The sequence below is a fragment of the Brumimicrobium sp. genome (assembly GCF_048268645.1).
Taxonomy (GTDB): Bacteria; Bacteroidota; Bacteroidia; order Flavobacteriales_D; family Crocinitomicaceae; genus Brumimicrobium; species Brumimicrobium ulvae.
The window spans coordinates 326,611-346,531 of record NZ_JBLWVE010000001.1 but is presented as its reverse complement, the minus strand read 5'-3'; the positions used below and the strand labels follow the sequence as shown (position 1 = coordinate 346,531).

The 19,921-nt window shown below is 36.3% G+C and carries 17 protein-coding genes; 8 read left to right on the top strand and 9 right to left on the bottom strand.

The annotated features are described in order from the left end of the window. The first annotated feature begins 1 nt into the window (after position 1). From ACN0U3_RS01490 to ACN0U3_RS01470, 5 genes are all read left to right on the top strand, one after another. Positions 2-187 (top strand): hypothetical protein, encoded by a 186-nt coding sequence (locus ACN0U3_RS01490; RefSeq protein ID WP_417264864.1) that lies wholly within the window; start codon positions 2-4, stop codon positions 185-187. Further along, positions 180-788 (top strand): hypothetical protein, encoded by a 609-nt coding sequence (locus tag ACN0U3_RS01485; RefSeq protein WP_417264863.1) that lies wholly within the window; start codon positions 180-182, stop codon positions 786-788. The genes ACN0U3_RS01490 and ACN0U3_RS01485 overlap by 8 nt, the downstream gene beginning before the upstream one ends. 150 nt (positions 789-938) lie before the next feature. Further along, entirely contained in the window at positions 939-1,847 is a 909-nt protein-coding gene (locus tag ACN0U3_RS01480; protein ID WP_417264862.1) for a hypothetical protein, read from the top strand. Between the two features lie 159 nt (positions 1,848-2,006). After that, positions 2,007-3,305, top strand: coding sequence for a D-arabinono-1,4-lactone oxidase (locus ACN0U3_RS01475; RefSeq protein WP_417264861.1), 1,299 nt, complete (start codon positions 2,007-2,009; stop codon positions 3,303-3,305). Beyond that, the gene (locus ACN0U3_RS01470) at positions 3,302-4,513 is read left to right on the top strand and encodes an alanine racemase (RefSeq protein ID WP_417264860.1); all 1,212 of its coding nucleotides are present in this window, start codon (positions 3,302-3,304) and stop codon (positions 4,511-4,513) included. The genes ACN0U3_RS01475 and ACN0U3_RS01470 overlap by 4 nt, the downstream gene beginning before the upstream one ends. A gap of 489 nt (positions 4,514-5,002) precedes the next feature. Here the strand turns inward: ACN0U3_RS01470 and ACN0U3_RS01465 are convergent, their stop codons facing one another. Both ACN0U3_RS01465 and ACN0U3_RS01460 read right to left on the bottom strand, forming a co-directional pair. Then, positions 5,003-6,913 carry a M1 family metallopeptidase gene (locus tag ACN0U3_RS01465; protein ID WP_417264859.1) on the bottom strand — a complete coding sequence of 637 codons (1,911 nt, stop codon included), beginning with the start codon at positions 6,911-6,913 and terminating at the stop codon, positions 5,003-5,005. Between the two features lie 174 nt (positions 6,914-7,087). After that, positions 7,088-10,540, bottom strand: coding sequence for a pyruvate carboxylase (locus ACN0U3_RS01460; protein WP_417264858.1), 3,453 nt, complete (start codon positions 10,538-10,540; stop codon positions 7,088-7,090). Positions 10,541-10,977: 437 nt separating this feature from the next. On the opposite strand from ACN0U3_RS01460, the gene ACN0U3_RS01455 reads away from it, so the two are divergent. Next, on the top strand, positions 10,978-11,325 hold the full coding sequence (locus ACN0U3_RS01455) for a DMT family transporter (RefSeq protein ID WP_417264857.1): 348 nt from the start codon (positions 10,978-10,980) through the stop codon (positions 11,323-11,325). 162 nt (positions 11,326-11,487) lie between these two features. Here ACN0U3_RS01455 and ACN0U3_RS01450 read toward each other — a convergent pair whose 3' ends face one another. Both ACN0U3_RS01450 and ACN0U3_RS01445 read right to left on the bottom strand, forming a co-directional pair. Continuing rightward, positions 11,488-12,366, bottom strand: coding sequence for a universal stress protein (locus ACN0U3_RS01450; protein WP_299202587.1), 879 nt, complete (start codon positions 12,364-12,366; stop codon positions 11,488-11,490). After that, positions 12,359-14,059 carry a BCCT family transporter gene (locus ACN0U3_RS01445; protein WP_417264856.1) on the bottom strand — a complete coding sequence of 567 codons (1,701 nt, stop codon included), beginning with the start codon at positions 14,057-14,059 and terminating at the stop codon, positions 12,359-12,361. Before ACN0U3_RS01445 ends, ACN0U3_RS01450 begins: the two co-directional genes overlap by 8 nt. A 313-nt stretch (positions 14,060-14,372) precedes the next feature. On the opposite strand from ACN0U3_RS01445, the gene ACN0U3_RS01440 reads away from it, so the two are divergent. Both ACN0U3_RS01440 and ACN0U3_RS01435 read left to right on the top strand, forming a co-directional pair. Further along, entirely contained in the window at positions 14,373-14,960 is a 588-nt protein-coding gene (locus ACN0U3_RS01440; protein ID WP_299202591.1) for a hypothetical protein, read from the top strand. Positions 14,961-14,963: 3 nt separating this feature from the next. Then, on the top strand, positions 14,964-16,409 hold the full coding sequence (locus ACN0U3_RS01435) for a flotillin family protein (protein ID WP_417264855.1): 1,446 nt from the start codon (positions 14,964-14,966) through the stop codon (positions 16,407-16,409). 87 nt (positions 16,410-16,496) lie between these two features. On the opposite strand, the gene ACN0U3_RS01430 is transcribed toward ACN0U3_RS01435, so the two are convergent. The 5 genes from ACN0U3_RS01430 to serS all read right to left on the bottom strand — a co-directional run bounded on the left by ACN0U3_RS01430 (position 16,497) and on the right by serS (position 19,874). After that, positions 16,497-17,021: a mechanosensitive ion channel domain-containing protein gene (locus ACN0U3_RS01430; protein ID WP_417264854.1), complete on the bottom strand. Its 525-nt coding sequence runs from the start codon at positions 17,019-17,021 to the stop codon at positions 16,497-16,499. Positions 17,022-17,101: 80 nt separating this feature from the next. Continuing rightward, positions 17,102-17,719, bottom strand: a complete 618-nt coding sequence (locus ACN0U3_RS01425) for a hypothetical protein (protein ID WP_417264853.1) — start codon at positions 17,717-17,719, stop codon at positions 17,102-17,104. A 132-nt stretch (positions 17,720-17,851) separates the two neighbouring features. Then, positions 17,852-18,157: a rhodanese-like domain-containing protein gene (locus ACN0U3_RS01420; protein WP_417264852.1), complete on the bottom strand. Its 306-nt coding sequence runs from the start codon at positions 18,155-18,157 to the stop codon at positions 17,852-17,854. A gap of 2 nt (positions 18,158-18,159) precedes the next feature. Continuing rightward, the gene (locus ACN0U3_RS01415) at positions 18,160-18,420 is read right to left on the bottom strand and encodes a rhodanese-like domain-containing protein (protein WP_299202603.1); all 261 of its coding nucleotides are present in this window, start codon (positions 18,418-18,420) and stop codon (positions 18,160-18,162) included. A 182-nt stretch (positions 18,421-18,602) separates the two neighbouring features. Beyond that, positions 18,603-19,874: a serine--tRNA ligase gene (serS, locus tag ACN0U3_RS01410; protein ID WP_299202606.1), complete on the bottom strand. Its 1,272-nt coding sequence runs from the start codon at positions 19,872-19,874 to the stop codon at positions 18,603-18,605. Positions 19,875-19,921 lie beyond the last annotated feature (47 nt).

The window sequence follows — 19,921 nt, the reverse complement described above, 5'->3', positions numbered from 1 at the left end:
CATGGACGAAAAGAGAACCACTACCGCTAACAGCACCTACCCAAAAGTGGCGGTTCAATGGTTAAATCAAGCTTTGTGCTTCTATCAAAGTTTATGCTTGGTTGACAGTGAATCGCTTCGAAATCGCCACCTTCGGGTAGCTGCAAAACGTTGTAGGCTAACCACAGAGAGACAAACCAATGACTAAAAAAGGACTTATATGGACAGTGGTTGCATGGATAATCTTGACCATTGTAAACTATTATTTCATACCATACTTTTTTTTAGCATTAATTTGGTTCGGACTTAGTTTCATTTTACTTATAGTGGCACTATTTCAACTCGGAAAGTTATTATACGAGATAAAGCGCTTAACTGAGTTTAGAGTTTTAAAATTCTTGACATTTGCAACACTTTTTCTTTTGACTTTTTTTCATACAACAACAAGTAATGTAATTGAAAAAATCGATTGGTTTTTACTCGAGAATAGAAGAACAGAAATTATCAATCTTGTAAAAAATGATCAACTAAATCTTAATGTGAAAGCAAACGGATGGGTCTATGAATTACCATATAAATTTCCAGTTGTTTCTAATGGTGGTAACGAGATTGGGATTGTTAGAAACCAAGAGACTAATGATATCACTGTGACATTTTGGGTTTTTCGAAATTACTTCGACTCCCCTTCAATACACTTTATTTATACCGACAATCCAGAAGCTATAAATATATATGAAAAACGAATAATAAATAAACCAGAAAACAACTGGAAGATTAAAAAGAATTGGTATAGAATTTATGATGAATGAAAAAATGAAGGTCCAGCTATAAAACAGCCCTTATCGCCAGCCTGTGCAACCCTACGATTTTTATATTCATGTAAAAGAAATGTTTGTATCTTCGAGTTAACATTTAAAAACAGGCTGCTGCAAAGCCTCAAACGTTAGAAGCCACTAAGAATGACAAAATACACTTTAACTTTATCATTAGTTTTTCTCTTGCAGCTAGTTCTATCGCAAGAATCAGAACTTAAGAATATACCTGGTTCAAGAGTTTTCTTGGTAATCCCTGGTGGTTTCAAAATTTCTAAGTCAACAACAGGGATAGAAAAAAGCGAAAACGTTGGAATTATCGTAATGGATTTAAGAGGTGGCAATTTTTCTTCAAATGCCGCTACTTTCACTGAAGCCAACTGGAAGAGTAAAGCAGATACCGTTTTATGTTTCAAGGAGTATAAAATTCAAGGATTTTCAGCAAAAAAGGTGCAAATTCAAAGTTCTGGAATGAACTTCACAGCATTGATATTCGGAGATTCAACTTTTTCAGCAATGATGACTGGAATGGCTCCAATAGGAGATAAATCTTCAATTAAACAAATTGAGCAGGCATTGAATAGTGTTAAATATGATAAAACACTAAAGATAAATTCTTTGAAAATTGCTAAGTTTAAGCTTAACACTGACAAAAGTCCTTACAAATTTGCTCAGCATTCATCGAGCATGTATATATTTACAAAATATGGTGAACAAACATCAGAATGGGATGAATTATCTCTTGTAGTCTCTGAATTACCTTTTGAAGTGGGATTTACTGTCGAAGGTCTAGCTCAACAAGCAATAATTGGTCTAACAAATAATGGCTTTGAATATGAAAAATTGTTATCGGAGAGAAGTTTGGTACTAAATAATATACAGGCGTTTGAATTAGAAGTTGCAGGTAAAATGAATGAAAAAGATGTAATAGTATATCTTTTAACATTAGCTAAGGGGGACAATTCATTTACTCTTATGGGTATTGCGAAAAACGACCTAAAACTAGAAATTAGTGAGTTTAAGGAATTAGCTCGAACTATACAGCTTAAGTATTAAAGGTTTATAACATCACCTAAAAAACACTGCAACGATTGCATGCGCCTCGAAGAATAAATCATCCTCAACTCAATCAATCTCATTTCAAATTATTGCTTAACTTTATAGGATAGTAGCGAATTTATTAGCTGAAAACCATCACCCTAAACCCAAAAAAACATGACAAAAAACCACAGAAAAAATTGGGCAGAAAATGTGGAATGGACGCCAAATCAAATTGCGTTTCCGTCCACAGAGCTTGATATTCAAAACTTGGTTTTAAAAGCGGCCAATGATAGGAATAAAATTAGGGTAATAGGAACCGGGCATTCATTTACGGAGTTGTGTAAAACAGAACAAATATTATTAAGCCTGGATGAATACCAAGGATTGGTTAGTGTTGATAAGAAGAAATGTCAGGTCACGGTAAAAGGGGGAACTAAATTGAAATTACTGGGAGAGCTTTTATGGAAAGAAGGTCTTGCCATGGAAAACCTTGGTGATATTGACGCCCAATCCATTGCAGGAACAATTTGTACTGGAACCCATGGAACGGGGACGGATTTTGGAACAATTAGCACCCAAATAATTGCTTTAAGATTGATCAACGGAAAAGGAGAAATCAAATCTTGTTCTCCAACAGAAAACCCTGAACTATTTAAAGCAGCGCAAGTTTCTCTGGGGGTTTTGGGAGTAATCACAGAAATTACCTTACAATGTGTTCCGAGTTACAAATTACTGGTTACGAATAGAAAGGAAGAACTTGAGGAAGTAATGTCAAGCATATCGGAAAGAAACCGTCAAAATAGAAATTTTGAATATTATTGGTTTCCATACACCCAAACGGTTTGGACCAAAACGACAAATATTGCAGAAAGTGGAGAGCCTGATAAGGATACTTACTTGAATTATGCATCAGAATTATTTTTAGAGAATTATACCTTCAAAGCGCTGTGTGCATTTGCCAAAACTTTCCCATCTAAAAATAAAATGGTCTCTAAAATCGTAGCTAAGGCCGTACCGACCATGAAAAAGTTAAATTATAGTCACAGAGTATATGCAACCATGCGTTTGGTTAAATTTACAGAAATGGAATATAATGTGCCTGCTGAAGCCTATCAAGACGTGATGAAAGAAATTGTGCAGTTAGTTAATTCTGAAAAATTCGCTATTCATTTTCCAATAGAGAGTCGGTGGGTAAAAGCAGACGATATTTACATGAGCCCAGCTTATGGCCGCGATTCTGCTTATATTGCTTGTCATGTTTACAATAAAAAAGACAATACCGAGTATTTTAAAGCTTTAGAAGCAATTTTCAGGGCTTATGGAGGTCGTCCGCATTGGGGGAAATCACATACATTAACGCAGCAAGATGTCATAGACCTTTACCCAAAATATCCTGAGTTTAATAAGATCAGAAAAGAGCAAGACCCAGATGGAATTTTCACAAGCCCTTATATAAAGCAATTGATTGGATGATGAAAAAGGAGAGCAATAAGGACTATTTTGAACAGCTTAATGTAACGTTAAAAAAACATCATCGAGCTATACCGTTTTTAATGGTTGATCTTGACAGGGTAGATAAAAATATTGAATTATTTAAAACTGACTTAAAATCGAATGCGCAGTTCCGCGTGGTGGTTAAGTCATTGCCTTCACCCAACTTATTGAACTATGTGGCAGATAAGATGTCCACGAATCGTTTTATGGTTTTCCATCAACCTTTTTTAAGTCATTTGAGTACAGTTTTAGATCGTAATGCTGACATTCTTTTAGGAAAACCCATGCCGATAAAAACTGCGGCCTTCTTCTTTAATAATTTCTCAAAAAGCGAAACTGAATTTAATCCATTTACTCAAATTCAATGGCTAGTTGATACGAAGGAACGTGCTTTGGAATACTTGAAATTAGCAGAAGAGTTAAATCAACCGCTCCGACTAAACTTAGAAATTGATGTCGGGTTACATCGCGGAGGATTTCAAACAATAAGTGAAGTACAAGATGTTTTAGAAATTATAAAAGCTAAAGGCGGAAAAGTAGAATTTAGTGGCTTTATGGGCTATGATCCACATGTAGTGAAGGTTCCAAAAATTCTTCGTTCTCAAAAAAAATCTTTGAGCGCGAGCAATGATTTCTATAATGATTGCAAAAAGATGGTTGAAGAACAATTTCCAGAACTTTGGAATGATCATCTGACTTTTAACGGTGCAGGAAGTCCAACGGTTCGTTTACATAACACCTCATCCTCACCTTTAAATGATATTGCCTCAGGTTCATGTTTTGTCAAGCCAACCACCTTTGATGTTCCAACATTAAACAATTATAGTCCAGCATGTTTTATTGCAACTCCTGTGCTGAAAAAAATGAAAGACACCACTATTCCAGGTTTAGAAAAATTTAAAACGATATTGCGTTTCATCAATAGAAAAAACGCTCAATCCTTTTTTATTTATGGAGGCTTTTGGAAAGCGGATTATGTTTTTCCAGAAGAATTACAACTGAACTCGTTTTTTGGAGCATCCACTAATCAAACAATGGTTAATGCTCCTATGACTGCAACCTTAGACGTTGATGATTTTGTGTTTTTACGTCCTCACCAAAGTGAATTTGTATTCTTGCAATTTGGTAAATTGATGATCACCAGAGGAAATAAAATTATTGATGAGTGGGATGTGTTGAATAATTGAATAAGCACGAGAAACAAGAATGAGGATAATCATCCATATCCCAACATTTCTCTTTTTCCTCTGCGAATCTCTACTTCGGCAAACTCGGCACAAGTGTGAACACTCAGCGTAGCTCTGTGAAAACCCTCCGTGTATCTCTGTGTAATATTGTTTTAAAAAAGAGCGAGAAACAGTGTGAGAATGAGGAAAGAAATCACCCCCTCAAAAACTCACCATACTGCAACACCCTAAAATCAATCGTATTCATCTTGGGATTCTCAGCCTTTAACTTTTTGTCCCTTGACTTCTCTTGAAACTTGTCATTTCGATGGCGCTTAACGCCGAGAAATCTTTTCGACAGATAATAATCAATAAAATGAGAACTTTATTTTGATTTAAAATTCAATCTTACAAATATTGGTAGAACAACACAAAAGAGTATGGTTTTTATGCAAATGATAGTTCGTAACATTTCAAACTCGCATCTCAAACTCAATACTGAGAAAGACCTTAGTCTTTCTTTTCCCAAACATTATTTTCTAGATCCGCATCCATCCAGACTCCTCCGTCCAATTTAATTTGAACAATGTCTTTTACGTCTTTTAGCTTTATTGTGGCAGCGCTTAAATCATCTTTCCATACTTCTGGAGTTTGGTGGAAGGTTTTCGTATCACCATTTTTCAATTCAACAACAACATCAAATGGCACAGCCATTCCTCCAATGTTATTGATTTGGATTTTTGCAGAGTTACCACCAACTTTCACCTTACAAATCGCAATATCCATATAGTTATTACTGAAAAACCAATTGTTCCAGAACCAGTTCAGATTTTCTCCTGTGATGTCATTAAAAGAGTAAAACATATCCCAAGGAATAGGATGTTTTCCGTTCCATCGGTCCATAAATCCATGAAGGGCCGTCAAAAACATTTCGTCACCTAAGTAATCACGTAAGGCCAAGTAACCCAAGGCTGCTTTTCCATAGCTGTTTGTTCCTGCACCTAGTCCACTCATTATATTTGAAGGGGTAATGATGGGAAGGTCTAATTCCAACGAAGTATTATTGCTCCATCTTTCTACTCGGAAACGTTTAAAGTTTTCTGTTGCCTGTTCATACCCTAAATCTTCGATGCCTATAAAATATTCAAATGCCGTTGCCCAACCTTCATCCATAAAGGCAAAACGGGTTTCATTGATTCCCATATAGAAAGGAAAATAGGTATGAGCCACTTCGTGTTGCATCACAAAACGTGTAAATTTTTCATCATCATTTGAACTGTCATTGGCCATCATAGGATATTCCATATTGGCAAAACCCCTAACAACAGTCATCTTTGAAAATGGGTAAGGAACTCCAGGAATGTGATTTGAAAACCAAGACAGGGTATTCATTCCGTATTTGACCATGTTTTTAAAGTCCTTCGAAGGTGCATCGTAGGCCGCTTGGAAACTAGCCCTCCTTCCAGTTGCTGAATCGACAACCACACTTCCTGCATCCCAATTGTATTGGTTACTTGTAGCTATAGTGATATCTGTAATATTGTCTGCCTTCCACTTCCACGTATTGGTTTCGTTTTGCATGGTTACAGCTTTGTTTTTTACATCCTCTTGCGTCATGATACGAATCACCTCATCTGAAGTCATTGATTGTTCTAATAAATCAGCGTATTTCTTTTGAAGTACTTCTCTTGGGTTCATGAGGTCTCCCGTTGCCCAAACAATATAGTTTTTGGGAACAGTCACTTCAAATGAATAGTCGTTAAAGTTATTGTAAAACTCTTGAGATCCTGCATAAGGCATAAAATCCCAACCTTCATAATCATCATACACGGCTACGCGAGGATAAAAATAAGCCAAGAAGAAAGTGGTTGAATCAATTGCTCCTTCTCGTCCACTTTGCTTGGAAACATCAAAATGCCAGTCAAACGTAAGTTCAATACTTGAGTTTGGTGCAAGTGGCTCTGCCAATTGAATGACTTTATTGATCCCGTCACGTTCATTATTTTCCCACTTGCGTTGAACACCGTTTTCTGTGTATGAATTGATGTGCATTCCTGATGTTAAGTAGTCATTGGTAACTGTCCTCAACCTTGGCGCTGCAGGTTTATGGTGATTTAAAATTAGTTTATAATTCAGTCTTTTTAAAGTATCAGGACTGTTGTTGGTGTACGTGATTTTTTGTTCACCTATTATTTTCCTATTGGGAGGATCAATTTGAATGTGCATTTCATATATTCCACGATTTTGCCAGTATTTCTCTCCTGGATTTCCGTCGTAAGCTCGTGTACCGTTTTTATAAGCATTTTGAACACTACGCGGTTGATAGAGCTCTTGAGCGTTGATAGCACCCGATATTAAAAAACCAATAAATAAAAGGAGGGTAGCTTTTGACGTAAACAAAGTGAAAGACATATTTTGCATTAATTAAATGTTTCAGACCTTGTGCAAAGATAACAAAATGTTTTCCGTGTGCTTTCGAACGGTTCAATTACCCGAAAATAGTACAGTTGGTATTTAGCTTTTAGGGTTAACGATCTACCTTAATACTCCAACCTCTCCCTATCTAATATTTACGATTCATCGTAAATATTAGATTCACTCCATTTCCACAACTAAATCATCACTGTGTACCATGGTTCCTTCTTTAAGGTATATCTTTTTGACTTTCCCATCGGTATTGGCGCAAATTGTAGTTCCCATTTTCATGGCTTCGATGACAAACAAACCTTGATTTTTTTCAACGGTATCGCCTTCTTTTACCAAAATTGTAGACAAAGAACCTTGAAGTGGCGCACCAACCTCATTCGGATTGCTTTTATCTACTTTTTGATGCACGATTTTTTCAACAGCAATAGAATTGTCTTTAATGTTCGTACTACGCGTTTGTCCATTTACTTTGAAAAACACCTTCTTTTCACCTTCATCATCAGCTTCTGTAATAGAAATTAATTGAATCAAGAGTGTTTTTCCTCTATCTAGTTCCACAATAATTTCTTCACCTGGTTTTATACCATAGAAGAAGTTTTTCGTTGGAATTTGCATCACTTTTCCAAATTTGAGGTAATGATCATACAAATCAGTAAATACTTTAGGATACAATTTATACGATAAGAAGTCGGTGATTTCAAGAGCTCTGTCCATTCCATCACCAAATTCTTTTTTAAATTCTGCAAACTCTTTACCAAAATCGATGGGTTCTAGGTGTGCATTCGGACGATCAGTATACGGTTGTTCATCCCGCAAAATAATTTTCTGAATGTCTTTTGGAAATCCACTAACGGGTTGACCTAAATCTCCTTTGAAAAAGCTTTTTACCGATTCTGGGAAGGATAATGTTTCTCCTTTTTCCATAAATTCTTCAATAGTGATGTTGTTACTCACTAAGTATTGCGCCATATCTCCAACAACTTTCGAACTTGGGGTTACTTTAATTACATTTCCAAAAAGTGCATTCACTTTTGCATACATATCTGTAATTTCTGTGAATCGATCCCTTAATCCTAAAGACTCCGCTTGTGGAATCAAGTTGGAATATTGTCCACCAGGAATTTCGTGTTTGTAAACCTCTCCAGTTCCAGATTTCAATCCAGATTCGAATGGATAATAGTAATCACGTACATCTGACCAGTAGGTTGAATATTCATTTAGTTTTTGAATGTCCATTTTGTTTTCACGTTCTTGAAAACGCATGGCTTCAACCATAGAGTTGAAATTCGGTTGTGAAGTCAAGCCGCTTAATCCACCCAATGCAACATCAACAACATCTACACCTGCTTCAATGGCTTTGAGATAAGTTGCAGATTGCACCGATGAGGTGTCATGTGTATGTAAATGAATTGGGATCTTGATTTCTGACTTCAAAGCAGTAATTAATTCTTTTGCTGCATAAGGCTTTAACAATCCTGCCATATCTTTTATGGCCAAAATATGCGCTCCAGCATTTTCAATCTCTATGGCAAGGTCTAAATAGTACTTCAAAGTATATTTATCTGCTTTTGGATCCAAAATATCGCCAGTATAACACATAGAACCTTCTGCCAATCCTTGGGTGTTTTTTCGTACGTGTTCGATTGCTGGTCCAATCGATTTCATCCAGTTTTGAGAATCAAAAATTCTAAAAATATCTACTCCGTTTTCCCAAGCTTCTTTTACGAAGCGCTCGATTAGATTATCAGGATAAGCCGTATAGCCAACACCATTTGAACCCCGCAACAACATTTGTAAAAGTACATTGGGCATGGCTTCACGTAAAATACGTAAACGTTCCCACGGATTTTCTTTCAAGAAGCGCATACACACATCGAAAGTTGCTCCACCCCAAACTTCCATACTGAAGACCTCTGGGTGATTCATTGCAAAACCTTTCGCTACTTTTTCTAAATCGTAAGTTCGCATACGCGTGGCCAACAAACTTTGGTGAGCATCACGCATGGTGGTATCGGTATAGTGAATTTTCTTTTCCTTGCTCAACCATTTTGAAAACTCTTCTGGACCTAATTCTGTCAATAAGTCCTTGGTTCCTTTTGGATAAGCAGCTTGCCCATCAAATTTTGGAATTTGTGGTTTGATGAGTTTTTTGTTGGGATTAATGATTTTAACATCAGGATTTCCATTCACAATGACATCTCCTAAGAAATTAAGCATTTTTGTTGCTCTGTTTCGGGGTTCTTTGATGTTGAAAAGCGCAGGCGTATTGGCAATGTAATTTACCGTTACTTTTCCTTCGCGGAATGTGGGGTCATTTAGAATATTGTCTAAAAACGCCATGTTGGTTTTTACACCACGTACTCTAAATTCAGCCAAAGCACGTCTCATTTTACGACACGCTCCGTCCAAAGTTCTACTGTTGGCAGTAATTTTCGTCAACATAGAATCAAAGAAAGGAGAAACCGTTACGCCTTGGTAAACACTACCAGCATCTAATCGAATTCCAAATCCACTCCCACTTCTGTAGGTTGTAATGGTTCCGTAATCAGGTTTAAAATTGTTTTTAGGATCTTCTGTTGTAATTCTACATTGAACAGCGAAACCGTTGATTTTAATGGCATCCTGACTGTAAATTTTGATTTGTTCATCCGATAATTTATAGCCTCCTGCAATGAATATTTGTGATTTTACAATGTCAATTCCCGTTACCACTTCAGTTACTGTATGCTCTACTTGAATTCGAGGGTTGACCTCAATAAAATAGATGCTTTGGTCTTCGTCTACTAAAAACTCTACCGTTCCAGCGTTGCTATAATTTACCGCTTTACCGATGGCCAAGGCATATTTATACAGATTTTCTTTTACTTCTTCACTCAAATGAACGGATGGTGCAAATTCAATTACCTTTTGATAACGGCGCTGTACCGAACAATCGCGTTCGTACATGTGCACTAAATTTCCGTGTTCATCCCCGAGAATTTGAATTTCGATGTGTTTTGGATTTTGCACATATTTCTCAATAAATACGGTATCGTCTCCAAATGCACTTTTGGCTTCACGTTTCGAATCTGGATAAGCTTGCTTTAAGTCTGCTTTGGTGTGAATTACCCGCATTCCACGTCCACCACCACCAGATGCTGCCTTTAACATGACAGGATATCCAATTTTTTCAGCTTCTTCAATTGCAATATCAACCGAAGTTAGGTCTTTTTTATTGCTTTCAATAATTGGAATTCCGTTATCAATGGCTACTTTTTTCGCCATGACTTTATCTCCCAATGACCTCAAAACAGAAACATCAGGACCAATAAAGATGATTCCATTGTCTTCACAGGCTTGAGCAAAATCTGCATTTTCAGATAAGAATCCATATCCTGGATGAATGGCATCGATCTTATTTTCTTTGGCCACTTGGATAATCTTGTCAATATCAAGATAAGGTTTAATTGGGTCATCATCTTCTCCAATTTGATACGCTTCATCCGCTTTGTATCGGTGCAAAGAATACCTGTCTTCAAAAGTGTAAATTCCTACCGTTCTTAAACCTATTTCTGTGCATGAACGAAAAATTCGAATTGCAATTTCACCTCTATTGGCGACAAGTACTTTTTTAATTTTCATCTATTGGATTTTTATGATTTTGGTCAGTGTTTTAAACTGATACCTATAATATCGCATTTTTTGATGAAAATATGACCGAAAACGTCAATTTTTTAGAATTTTTACCAAAATAGTCTTTTTGTAAATTGAGAAATTAAAGAAAACGCCACAAACTATCCGTTTGAAAAGAAAATAACTTTTTATCGCTCTCAGAAAGAGTTAAAACTATGCTCCCAAAAGGCCTCGGGATTAGTGCATCTCGCTTTGGCTTCTAAAAACTTATCAGACAGTAGACGTTAGACAAAAATGTTTAACATCTAACATCTAATCTATTTTGTTAACTATAGAATTTTTTCTCATGTAAACCTATGGTACTTTTGGTTCATAGTGGTTTAGTTAGCGAAGTGTTATTATAATTTACTATCTTTTCCACATTAAACAACGACAGAAAATACAACATGAGCATCAATTGGATTATATTGATTATAGGAGGTTTATTTGAAACCGGATTTGCTATAAGCTTAGGTAAAGCACAGCAATCATCTGGAAAAGAATTATGGATGTGGCTGATTGCCTTTGCCGTCTGTGTGAGCATCAGTATGTATTTATTGTTTAAAGCCATGGGAGGCGAACATGCCATTCCTGTAGGAACAGCCTATGCTGTATGGGGAGCAATCGGAGCAATCGGAACAGTAATCGGAGGAATCATTTTATTTAAGGAGCCAATTACTTTTTGGCGCATGTTTTTTCTGATGACTTTGGTTATTTCCATTGTTGGCTTGCAAATCGTGAGCAGTAAATCGTAACTAGGAGAGCTTTATAAAGGGGACTTCGGGACTTCGAGAGCCTCAGTCACCTCAGTAGCTGCTTGCACTGAATAAAATTGGAGATAACAAACAGTAAATTTTAACCTATGCTTTTACTTATTACGGAACACCGCTGGCTGAGGCTCTCGAAGCAAAGGTGTTTTAATTAATCACCAACAACGGCATATTTCTATTTCGAATCAATAAATCATTGGTCACACTTCCAATAAACAACGAGGCAATTTTACTGCTTCCTCGTGCTGAAACGACAATGATGTCAAAGTCTTCTTTTTCTGCATGCAGTTCAATGGCTTCAACGACCGACAAATCTTTTCTATCGATGGATTTAAAAGGAATTTCTTCTGCAATCTTATATCTTTTTTTGAACTGTTTTACCTTTTCTTTGAGGTTCTTTTTAGTTTTATCAATAGCCTTTTCTGTATTGATATAAGGAAAGAAAAACGAAGGAATATTATAGACATGCAAAGCTTCTATTTCTCCTTGAGAACTAGCAATTAAGGTTTGTGTTTCAGCGAAAGATTGAGCAGATTCAGAACTGAAGTCAGTAGGAATGAGCACTCTTTTTAGTTGATGTCTTGTTTTTTCTGGCACCAAGAGGACATTCGCATCCATCATACGTACAAGTTTTTGGTTCAATGCTCCAGTTCCTTGTAATTCGTTTTTGTTTCCAGTGAGTAGAATATCTATTTTATATTCTTTAGATAAATGCGTGAGAATACTTTCTGTATAATCATCCGTGGTCAGTAAAACAGTATGTGGAACTGCACCAGAATAATGTTTTTCTATCGATCGGGTGAGTTCCTTGTCAATGATGTTTTCAATTGAAATTTCTTCTTCCAAAAAGCTGTCCTGTAAACTGTCTAATTTATAGTGTTTGATGTTGTGAATGAAGTAGATGTGTTCCATTCCCCAAACCTTGCTCAGAAAACTAACGTAATTGAGCAAAATGGCATCCATTTCCGATAAATCCATGGCCACCATAATTCTTAAGTCTGTTTTTAAATTTTTCTTTCTAGTCATTTTCTTCGGTTTTATCGTCTAACTTTTGTTCATCAATCTGCTGTATACCTTTTTTGTCGCTAGGATTGATTTTGTCTAGGTTACGTTCTTCACGGTCCTTATTTATTAATTGAAGGATATTCTTTCTGTAATCTTCTCGTTCAATTAATTTTTCTTTCCGTTCAGCTTTACTATAGTCTTCTTTCATTCCAGAAAACAAGGAGAAACACATGACCACGAGCATTATTGCAAAAGGGAGTCCTGAAATTGTAACTGCGGTTTGTAAGGCATTTAATCCTCCACCATACATTAGAACTCCTGCAACCACTCCAGTTGCTGCGGCCCAAATTACCCTTTGATATTTTGGTGTTTTTTCTTTTCCACCTGAAGTAATACTGTCAATCACTAAAGCTCCTGAATCGGCAGAAGTAATAATAAAACTACTGATGAGGATTAGGCCGAGCACTTTCAACACCATTGCCAGTGGGAACTTATCAAAGAAGACGTAAATAGCGGTTGAAATATCTTCTCCAACAGCTGCAATCATCGCAGTATCTCCATTGATGATGTCTCTCATTGTAATTCCTCCAAATGCACTAAACCATAAGAAAGTAACTACAGAAGGTAGAATTAACACCCCCAGAATAAATTCTTTTACCGTTCTTCCTTTTGAAATTCTAGCGATAAATGTTCCCACAAAAGGAGACCATGAAATCCACCATCCCCAATACATAATGGTTCTGGTTTTTTGCCAATCGGTACCACGTAAAGATTCTGTCCAGGTGGCCATATCAATAAAGTTGACCAAGTAACTTCCCACGTTCTGAATGTATGCACTTAAAATATAAGTGGTAGGTCCTAAAATCAGTACCAATAAAAAGATAGCGGAGGCAACGCGAATGTTAAGTTTACTCAAAAATTGAACTCCTTTATTCAACCCTGTAAATGCAGATAATGTGGCGGCCAATGTAACGGCAAGAATAATCAGCATTTGATAGAATAATGTACTTGGAATACCAAAGACGTGAGTGAATCCTTGGTTAATTTGACCTACACCAAACCCTATGGTGGTGGCCAACCCAAAAAGAGTGGTGATTACCGCCATAATGTCGATTAGGTCACCCATCCATCCGTAAATTTTATTCCCAAGAATAGGGTAAAAAGCGGAACGCAAGGTCAAAGGCATCTTTCGATTGAATGTAAAATACGCTAAGGATAATCCCACTACTGAATAAATAGCCCATCCATGAATTCCATGGTGAAGGAAAGAAAAATTGATGGCTTCTTGTGCAATGTTTACAGGATCTTCTCCCGCTAATCGGGGTGGATTTAAAAAGTCGCGAACAGGATCGGCTATACTAAACAGCACCAATCCATTTCCTACTCCTGCACTAAAGAGCATTGCGAACCATGCCCAACGGCTAAATTCTGGTGTGGCTTTTCTTCCTCCTATTCGTATGGAGCCAAATTTACTAAAGGCCATGTAGAGACAAAAAACAATGAAGAGGTTTACCGCTAAAGTGTAAATCCATCCGCCATGTTCCGACACATAGGTTTGTGCGATTCCAAAATAGTGATCTGCTTGTTCTTGAAAAACAAGGGTAAAACCAACACTAAAAATAATAACAGCAATGGCAGTAAAAAACACTGTTTTGTTAACAACCAACCCGAAAAATTTTGAAGTATTGTCCTTTCTTGTAACTTTTATCGACATCTGTTTTGTTTAAATTTTTAAGCATAGAAAATAGTACAAATAGATGGATTTGACAAATTTTGGTACTTATTTGGCTAGAAAACCCTGTGATAGGTAATTTATCTTTTTCTAAATAAGTGAATTCAAGCAAAATTAATAAAACACGATTCATCGTTTATCCATATTTGTAATTCAAATTACAACACTTCAATTTGCAGAAGGAAACAGTAAGGACTATTTTTTTATATTAAATGTCACGTATAAATCACAACAGATATTCAATAAATTGACTATTTTGGTTGTTTAAATTCATTAAAAATGAAAATGACTACTTATGCAAGAGCTTTTTAAGGGACTAACCCTCTATGAACAAACCTATTGGATCATCGCCATAATTGGCTCCTTAATATTGGGTATTATTCTGGTCATGACCTTTGTTGGTGGAGATATGGACAGTGATATGGCAGCGGATGCTACAGACTTTGAAGCCGACGATGGAGGAGTTGGTTTTCAGTTTTTTACGTTTAAAAATTTAATTGCCTTTTTCACTATTTTTGGCTGGACAGGTGTGATATTGATTGGGTCTGGTTTATCCAATGGAATTGTTTTAATGATTTCTTCCATTGCTGGATTAATCATGATGGTGATTACTTCTTCACTATTTTACTTTATGAATAAGCTTGCAGAAAGCGGAACTTTAAAGATTAAAAACGCCATTGGTGTAGTAGGAGAAGTTTATTTACCCATTGGACCGAATCGCTCTAAAACAGGAAAAGTACAAATTAGTGTTCAAGGTTCTTTTAGAGAATTAGACGCTATTACAGATGAAAATATAATGTTGACCACCGGTACTGTGGTAAAAGTAATCGATATAGTAAGTGCCGAACTATTATTAGTAGAAACCCTTTCAAAAACCAAATAACCTATGAACTTATTAATTGCTCAAGTGGAGCTATTCAACGGAATCTATTTAGTTGCCGCGGTAGTATTGATTTTATTTGTCTTCTTCTTCTCTATGATGAGAAGGTACAAGCGTTGTCCATCGGATAGGATTCTTGTGGTTTACGGAAAAACAGGTGGCGGACAATCTGCAAAATGTATTCATGGTGGTGCGGCATTCATTTGGCCTATCATTCAAGATTATGAATTTTTGGATTTAACACCCATGTCAATCGAGGTGAATTTAACCAATGCATTATCCAAGCAAAACATTCGAGTGAACGTTCCTTCAAGATTTACAATTGGTATTTCTACAGAACCAAGTGTAATGCAAAATGCAGCAGAAAGATTATTAGGACTTACTTTAGAATCGGTTAAGGATTTAGCACAAGAGATCATTTTTGGTCAACTGCGTATGGTTGTAGCTTCGATGGATATTGAAGAAATTAATTCTGACAGAGATGTGTTTTTATCTCACATTACGCATGGTGTTGAAGCCGAGTTGAAAAAAGTAGGTTTGAAATTGATCAACGTGAACATTACTGACATTCACGATGAGTCAGGATATATCGAAGCACTTGGGAAAGAAGCCGCAGCCAAAGCAATCAACGATGCGAAGATTTCTGTATCTCAAAAAGACAGGGATGGTTCTATCGGGGAAGCACAGGCCGTACAAGATCAACGTATTCAAGTAGCGGCAGCCAATGCTCATGCCGTGGAAGGAGAGAATACAGCGAAAATTCAAATTGCAAATTCAGATGCAGCCAGAAGATCTAAAGAAGCAGAGGCAGAGAAAATTGCCATTGCTTCAGAGAAAGTTCAAGCGGCGAAAGCATTAGAAGAGGCCTATGCAGCGGAGAAAATTGCAGAGGAAGCCAGAGCAAAACGTAAAGAAGCTGAGCAAGGAGCTGATATTATTGTTCCGGCAAGAATTGATAAACAAAAAATAGAGATTGATGCGGAGGCGCAAGCAGAACAGATCAGAAGAATTGCAAAAGGGGAAGCAGACGCTATTTTCATGAAGAAAGAGGCAGAAGCGAAAGGACTTTATGAAATTCTTACTAAACAAGCAGAAGGTTTAGATCAGATTGTGAAAGCTGCGGGTAATAATTCTAAGGATGCGGTTTTACTTTTAGTTGCAGATAAACTACCAGAGTTAGTAAAAACACAAGCTGAAGCCATTAAAAACATTAAGATTGATAAGATTACAGTATGGGAAAATGGAGGAGGAAAAGAGGGGCAAACCTCTACTTCTAACTTCATTTCAGGAATGTATAAGTCTGTTCCACCGCTTCAAGAAATGTTCAATATGGCAGGAATGCAATTGCCGAATTACCTAAAAGGTGAAGAAATAGATGAAGAAAACGGCGAAAGTGATCAAAGTGGTGCTGAGTCGAATGATCTAAAACCCAAAGGGGATAAGTCAGAATAAGCAATTACACTATTTAATAGTTTTAAAACCTCGTCAATTGACGGGGTTTTTTTACGTTAAGGTTCAGTACAACACGAAAAGTCTAGTTTAAATATCAATATCAGTCTTATTAGGTCTTTTACTTCCCTTTTTCGTAATCATTTTTTGAATGAATAAGTTACTTGGAATTGTGATCATTCCTCCTTCTTTACTTTTTACGGTGACAAAAAAAATACCGACATCGCTTATTTTTCCTTTTACAGGGTGATCTACATCAAATATCTCTATCTCATCTCCAATTTTTGCAGGGTGATTAAAGAAGATGATGAGGGTTGCTGTAATGTTTGAAATAATTGACCATTGTGCAAAAAACGCAATACCTAAAACCGTCAGTAAAGAAGACACAAAAAACAAGAGTTCAGATTGCTCAACTCCCCAAATAAAGAAAAGTAAAGTTAAACTGATGGTAATTAAAATCAGTTGGATAATCTTCTTTATGATTTTTACTCGGGTTTTCGATTTGGAAAACTTTTTAGCGGCTCTAATCGTTGCTTTTTTAGTTACGTATTTTAATATAAAATAAGCAATAATTACAACTAGTGATTCAATGAGATGTAAGGTGTATTCTTCCATAATTGAAATTTATTTACAAAAGACAAAGGTAATTCTTTATAACTGGTTTCGGCGATCGAGTGGCTTTAATAAAGCTTAATTTAAGCTGCTCTTTTTTTTCGATTAAGTAAATAAACATATAACTCTAATGCTCCTCCTACCAACAACAAAAGAACTCCAAAATAGTTTAAAATTAACTGCGAGTCAGGGTTTAACTGATTGAAAAAAGTGTAATTACCGATCAACCAAATACCTGCAGTAATCCAAATGGGATTGGTTACTTTTCTAAGAGTCTCGACCTTCAAACCAATTAACCAAGTATTGTATTTTTCGTTTTTTGGATAATGAAGGACCAAGGTTTTAAATACCTCAATTGACTTCTTGACTTTTCTTATTTCCCAAAGGGCAGCGGCATAATGAAAGAGTAAGGTTTCGTAATAATGATTTTCGTAAAGCTTTTTCTGGTCCATCCCAGGTAGCTTTTTAAACATCTCTATTGCATTTTTTAAAGCTACTGTTGCCTCTGTATAATATCCATCAGCACCCAAACTTAATCCATATTCAGAAAGCCATCTTAACTTAAGGCTGTAATTTTCCTCAATTGTCGTGTCTATGGCGTCAATTGAAGATATATTGTTTTCATAAAATGAAATCATTGATTTAACGCGGTCTCCGTCAATGCTTTCGAATTCATCATGTAATTCCTTTATACTTTTCATTTTTGTGTAGACAATACTGTATTAAGAGGTGCTATAAAAGATCGAAAATACAATAAATTTTAATCACTTAAAGGAAGAAAACAAAAAAGCCAGATCTCTATGACCTGGCTGAGTTCTATATTATAAACACGACTATAATTTATTGTTCAGACTTCTCCATCCACCACCGTTATAAACTTCATAACCAGCGTTTTTAAGAATGTTCTTTGCGCTTCCACTTCGATTTCCAGAAGCACAACATGTAATAATTACTCTGTCTTTTTTCAAACCACTTAACTTTCTATTGAGTTCTTGTAATGGAATGTTCTTAGCACCTTTTATATGTCCGCTTTTGAATTCCCCTGGCGAACGAACATCCAAGATGATGGCACCGTTCTTTTTTAATTCTGCGAAGTCTACTTTTGGTCCTCCTCCAAATAATCTACTGAAAAATCCCATATTTATTGTTGTTGCGCCATTTTGTAATTTACTTCCATCCAGCCCCCGCCGTTTTCACATTCGATGCCATGGGACTTTAAAAATTGAACTGCCTGACCACTTCTGTTACCTGATGCACAGCAAAGAATAGGATTTTCCATAGCTTTAAATTCTTCTAATCGGTTTGGAACCTCTTGTAATGGAATATTGATACTTCCCGCTACATTTCCTCCCATAAATTCCATTTCGGACCGTACATCTATAATTACTCTATTATTGCTCATATCTTTAGTTTTTAATTTCAATTCTGTTACAAAGTTAAGGACTAGCACATGCTTTTACAGTTACTTTTGTCACATAAAGGATTTTATTACTGCAGTCTTTTCTATTTAGCCTCAGAAGATTAAACAAAAAAGTCCAGACCGATGTGGCCTGGACAGTATTTTGAAAGCAAAGATTTTTTTGCTTAGTTAATGATCTTAAAGTTAAGGTACTTTTCTAATACCTCTGGAATTTCAATTCCTTCTGGAGTTTGATAATTCTCAAGTAAAGCAGCTAAAATTCTTGGCAATGCAAGTGCACTTCCATTTAAGGTATGACAAAGCTGGGTTTTCTTGTTTGCATTTCTGAAACGCAATTTCAAACGGTTGGCTTGGAAGGTTTCGAAAAGAGAAACTGAGCTTACTTCCAACCACTTTTCTTGCGCTGCAGAGAATACTTCAAAATCATAGGTAATTGCAGAAGTAAATCCTAAATCTCCACCACACAAACGTAAAATACGGTATTGTAATCCTAGTTTTTCAAGTAAACCTTTTACATGGTTTACCATTTCTTCTAAAGCTTTTTCAGAATTGTCAGGGTGTTCTATGCGAACCAATTCCACTTTATCAAATTGATGTAAACGGTTTAATCCACGTACGTCACTTCCATATGAACCTGCTTCTCTTCTAAAGTTAGGCGTATAGCCTGTCATTTTAATTGAAAAGTCTTCGCCTGGTAGAATAACATCACGGTAGATGTTGGTTAATGGAACTTCTGAAGTTGGAATTAAAAATAAGTTATCTTTTGTGGCATGGTACATTTGACCTTCTTTGTCTGGCAATTGTCCAGTTCCAATCCCACTTGCTTCATTCACCATCAATGGCGGAATATACTCAGTATAACCTGCTTTGTCTGCCTCCATTAAGAAGAAGTTGATCAATGCGCGTTGTAGTTTTGCTCCTTTCCCTTTGTAAAATGGAAATCCAGCACCAGTTACTTTAACTCCTAATTCAAAATCAATGATGTCATATTTTTTGGCCAACTCCCAGTGTGGTAAAGGTGTCCCTGAAAACTGTACTTTTTGTCCGACCTCTTCAACAATTTCGTTATCGTCTTCAGATTTCCCTGCAGGTACGATGTTTTGAGGAACGTTTGGAATATCGTAAAGCAACTCTTGAATTTGCTCTTCTAACTTCGAAACTTCGTCTTTAAGCGTTTGCTCTTTAAGCTTAAACTGTGCTGTTTGTTCTTTTGCTGCATTTGCTTCTTCTATTTTCCCAGCACCCATTAGTTTTCCGATTTCCTTTGAAATCTTATTACTTTCGGATTGAACGGATTCCATCTCAGATTTTTTTGCACGCCATGACTCATCAAGCGCAGTAATCTCGTTAAGTTGTGGACTAAAATCCACGCCACGTTTTTTCAATCCTTCGATAAGGATGTCTTTTTCAGCTCTAATCCTTGTAATTTCCAACATAATGTATCTATTTAGAAAGTGCAAATTTAAGAGTTATTGCTCGAATA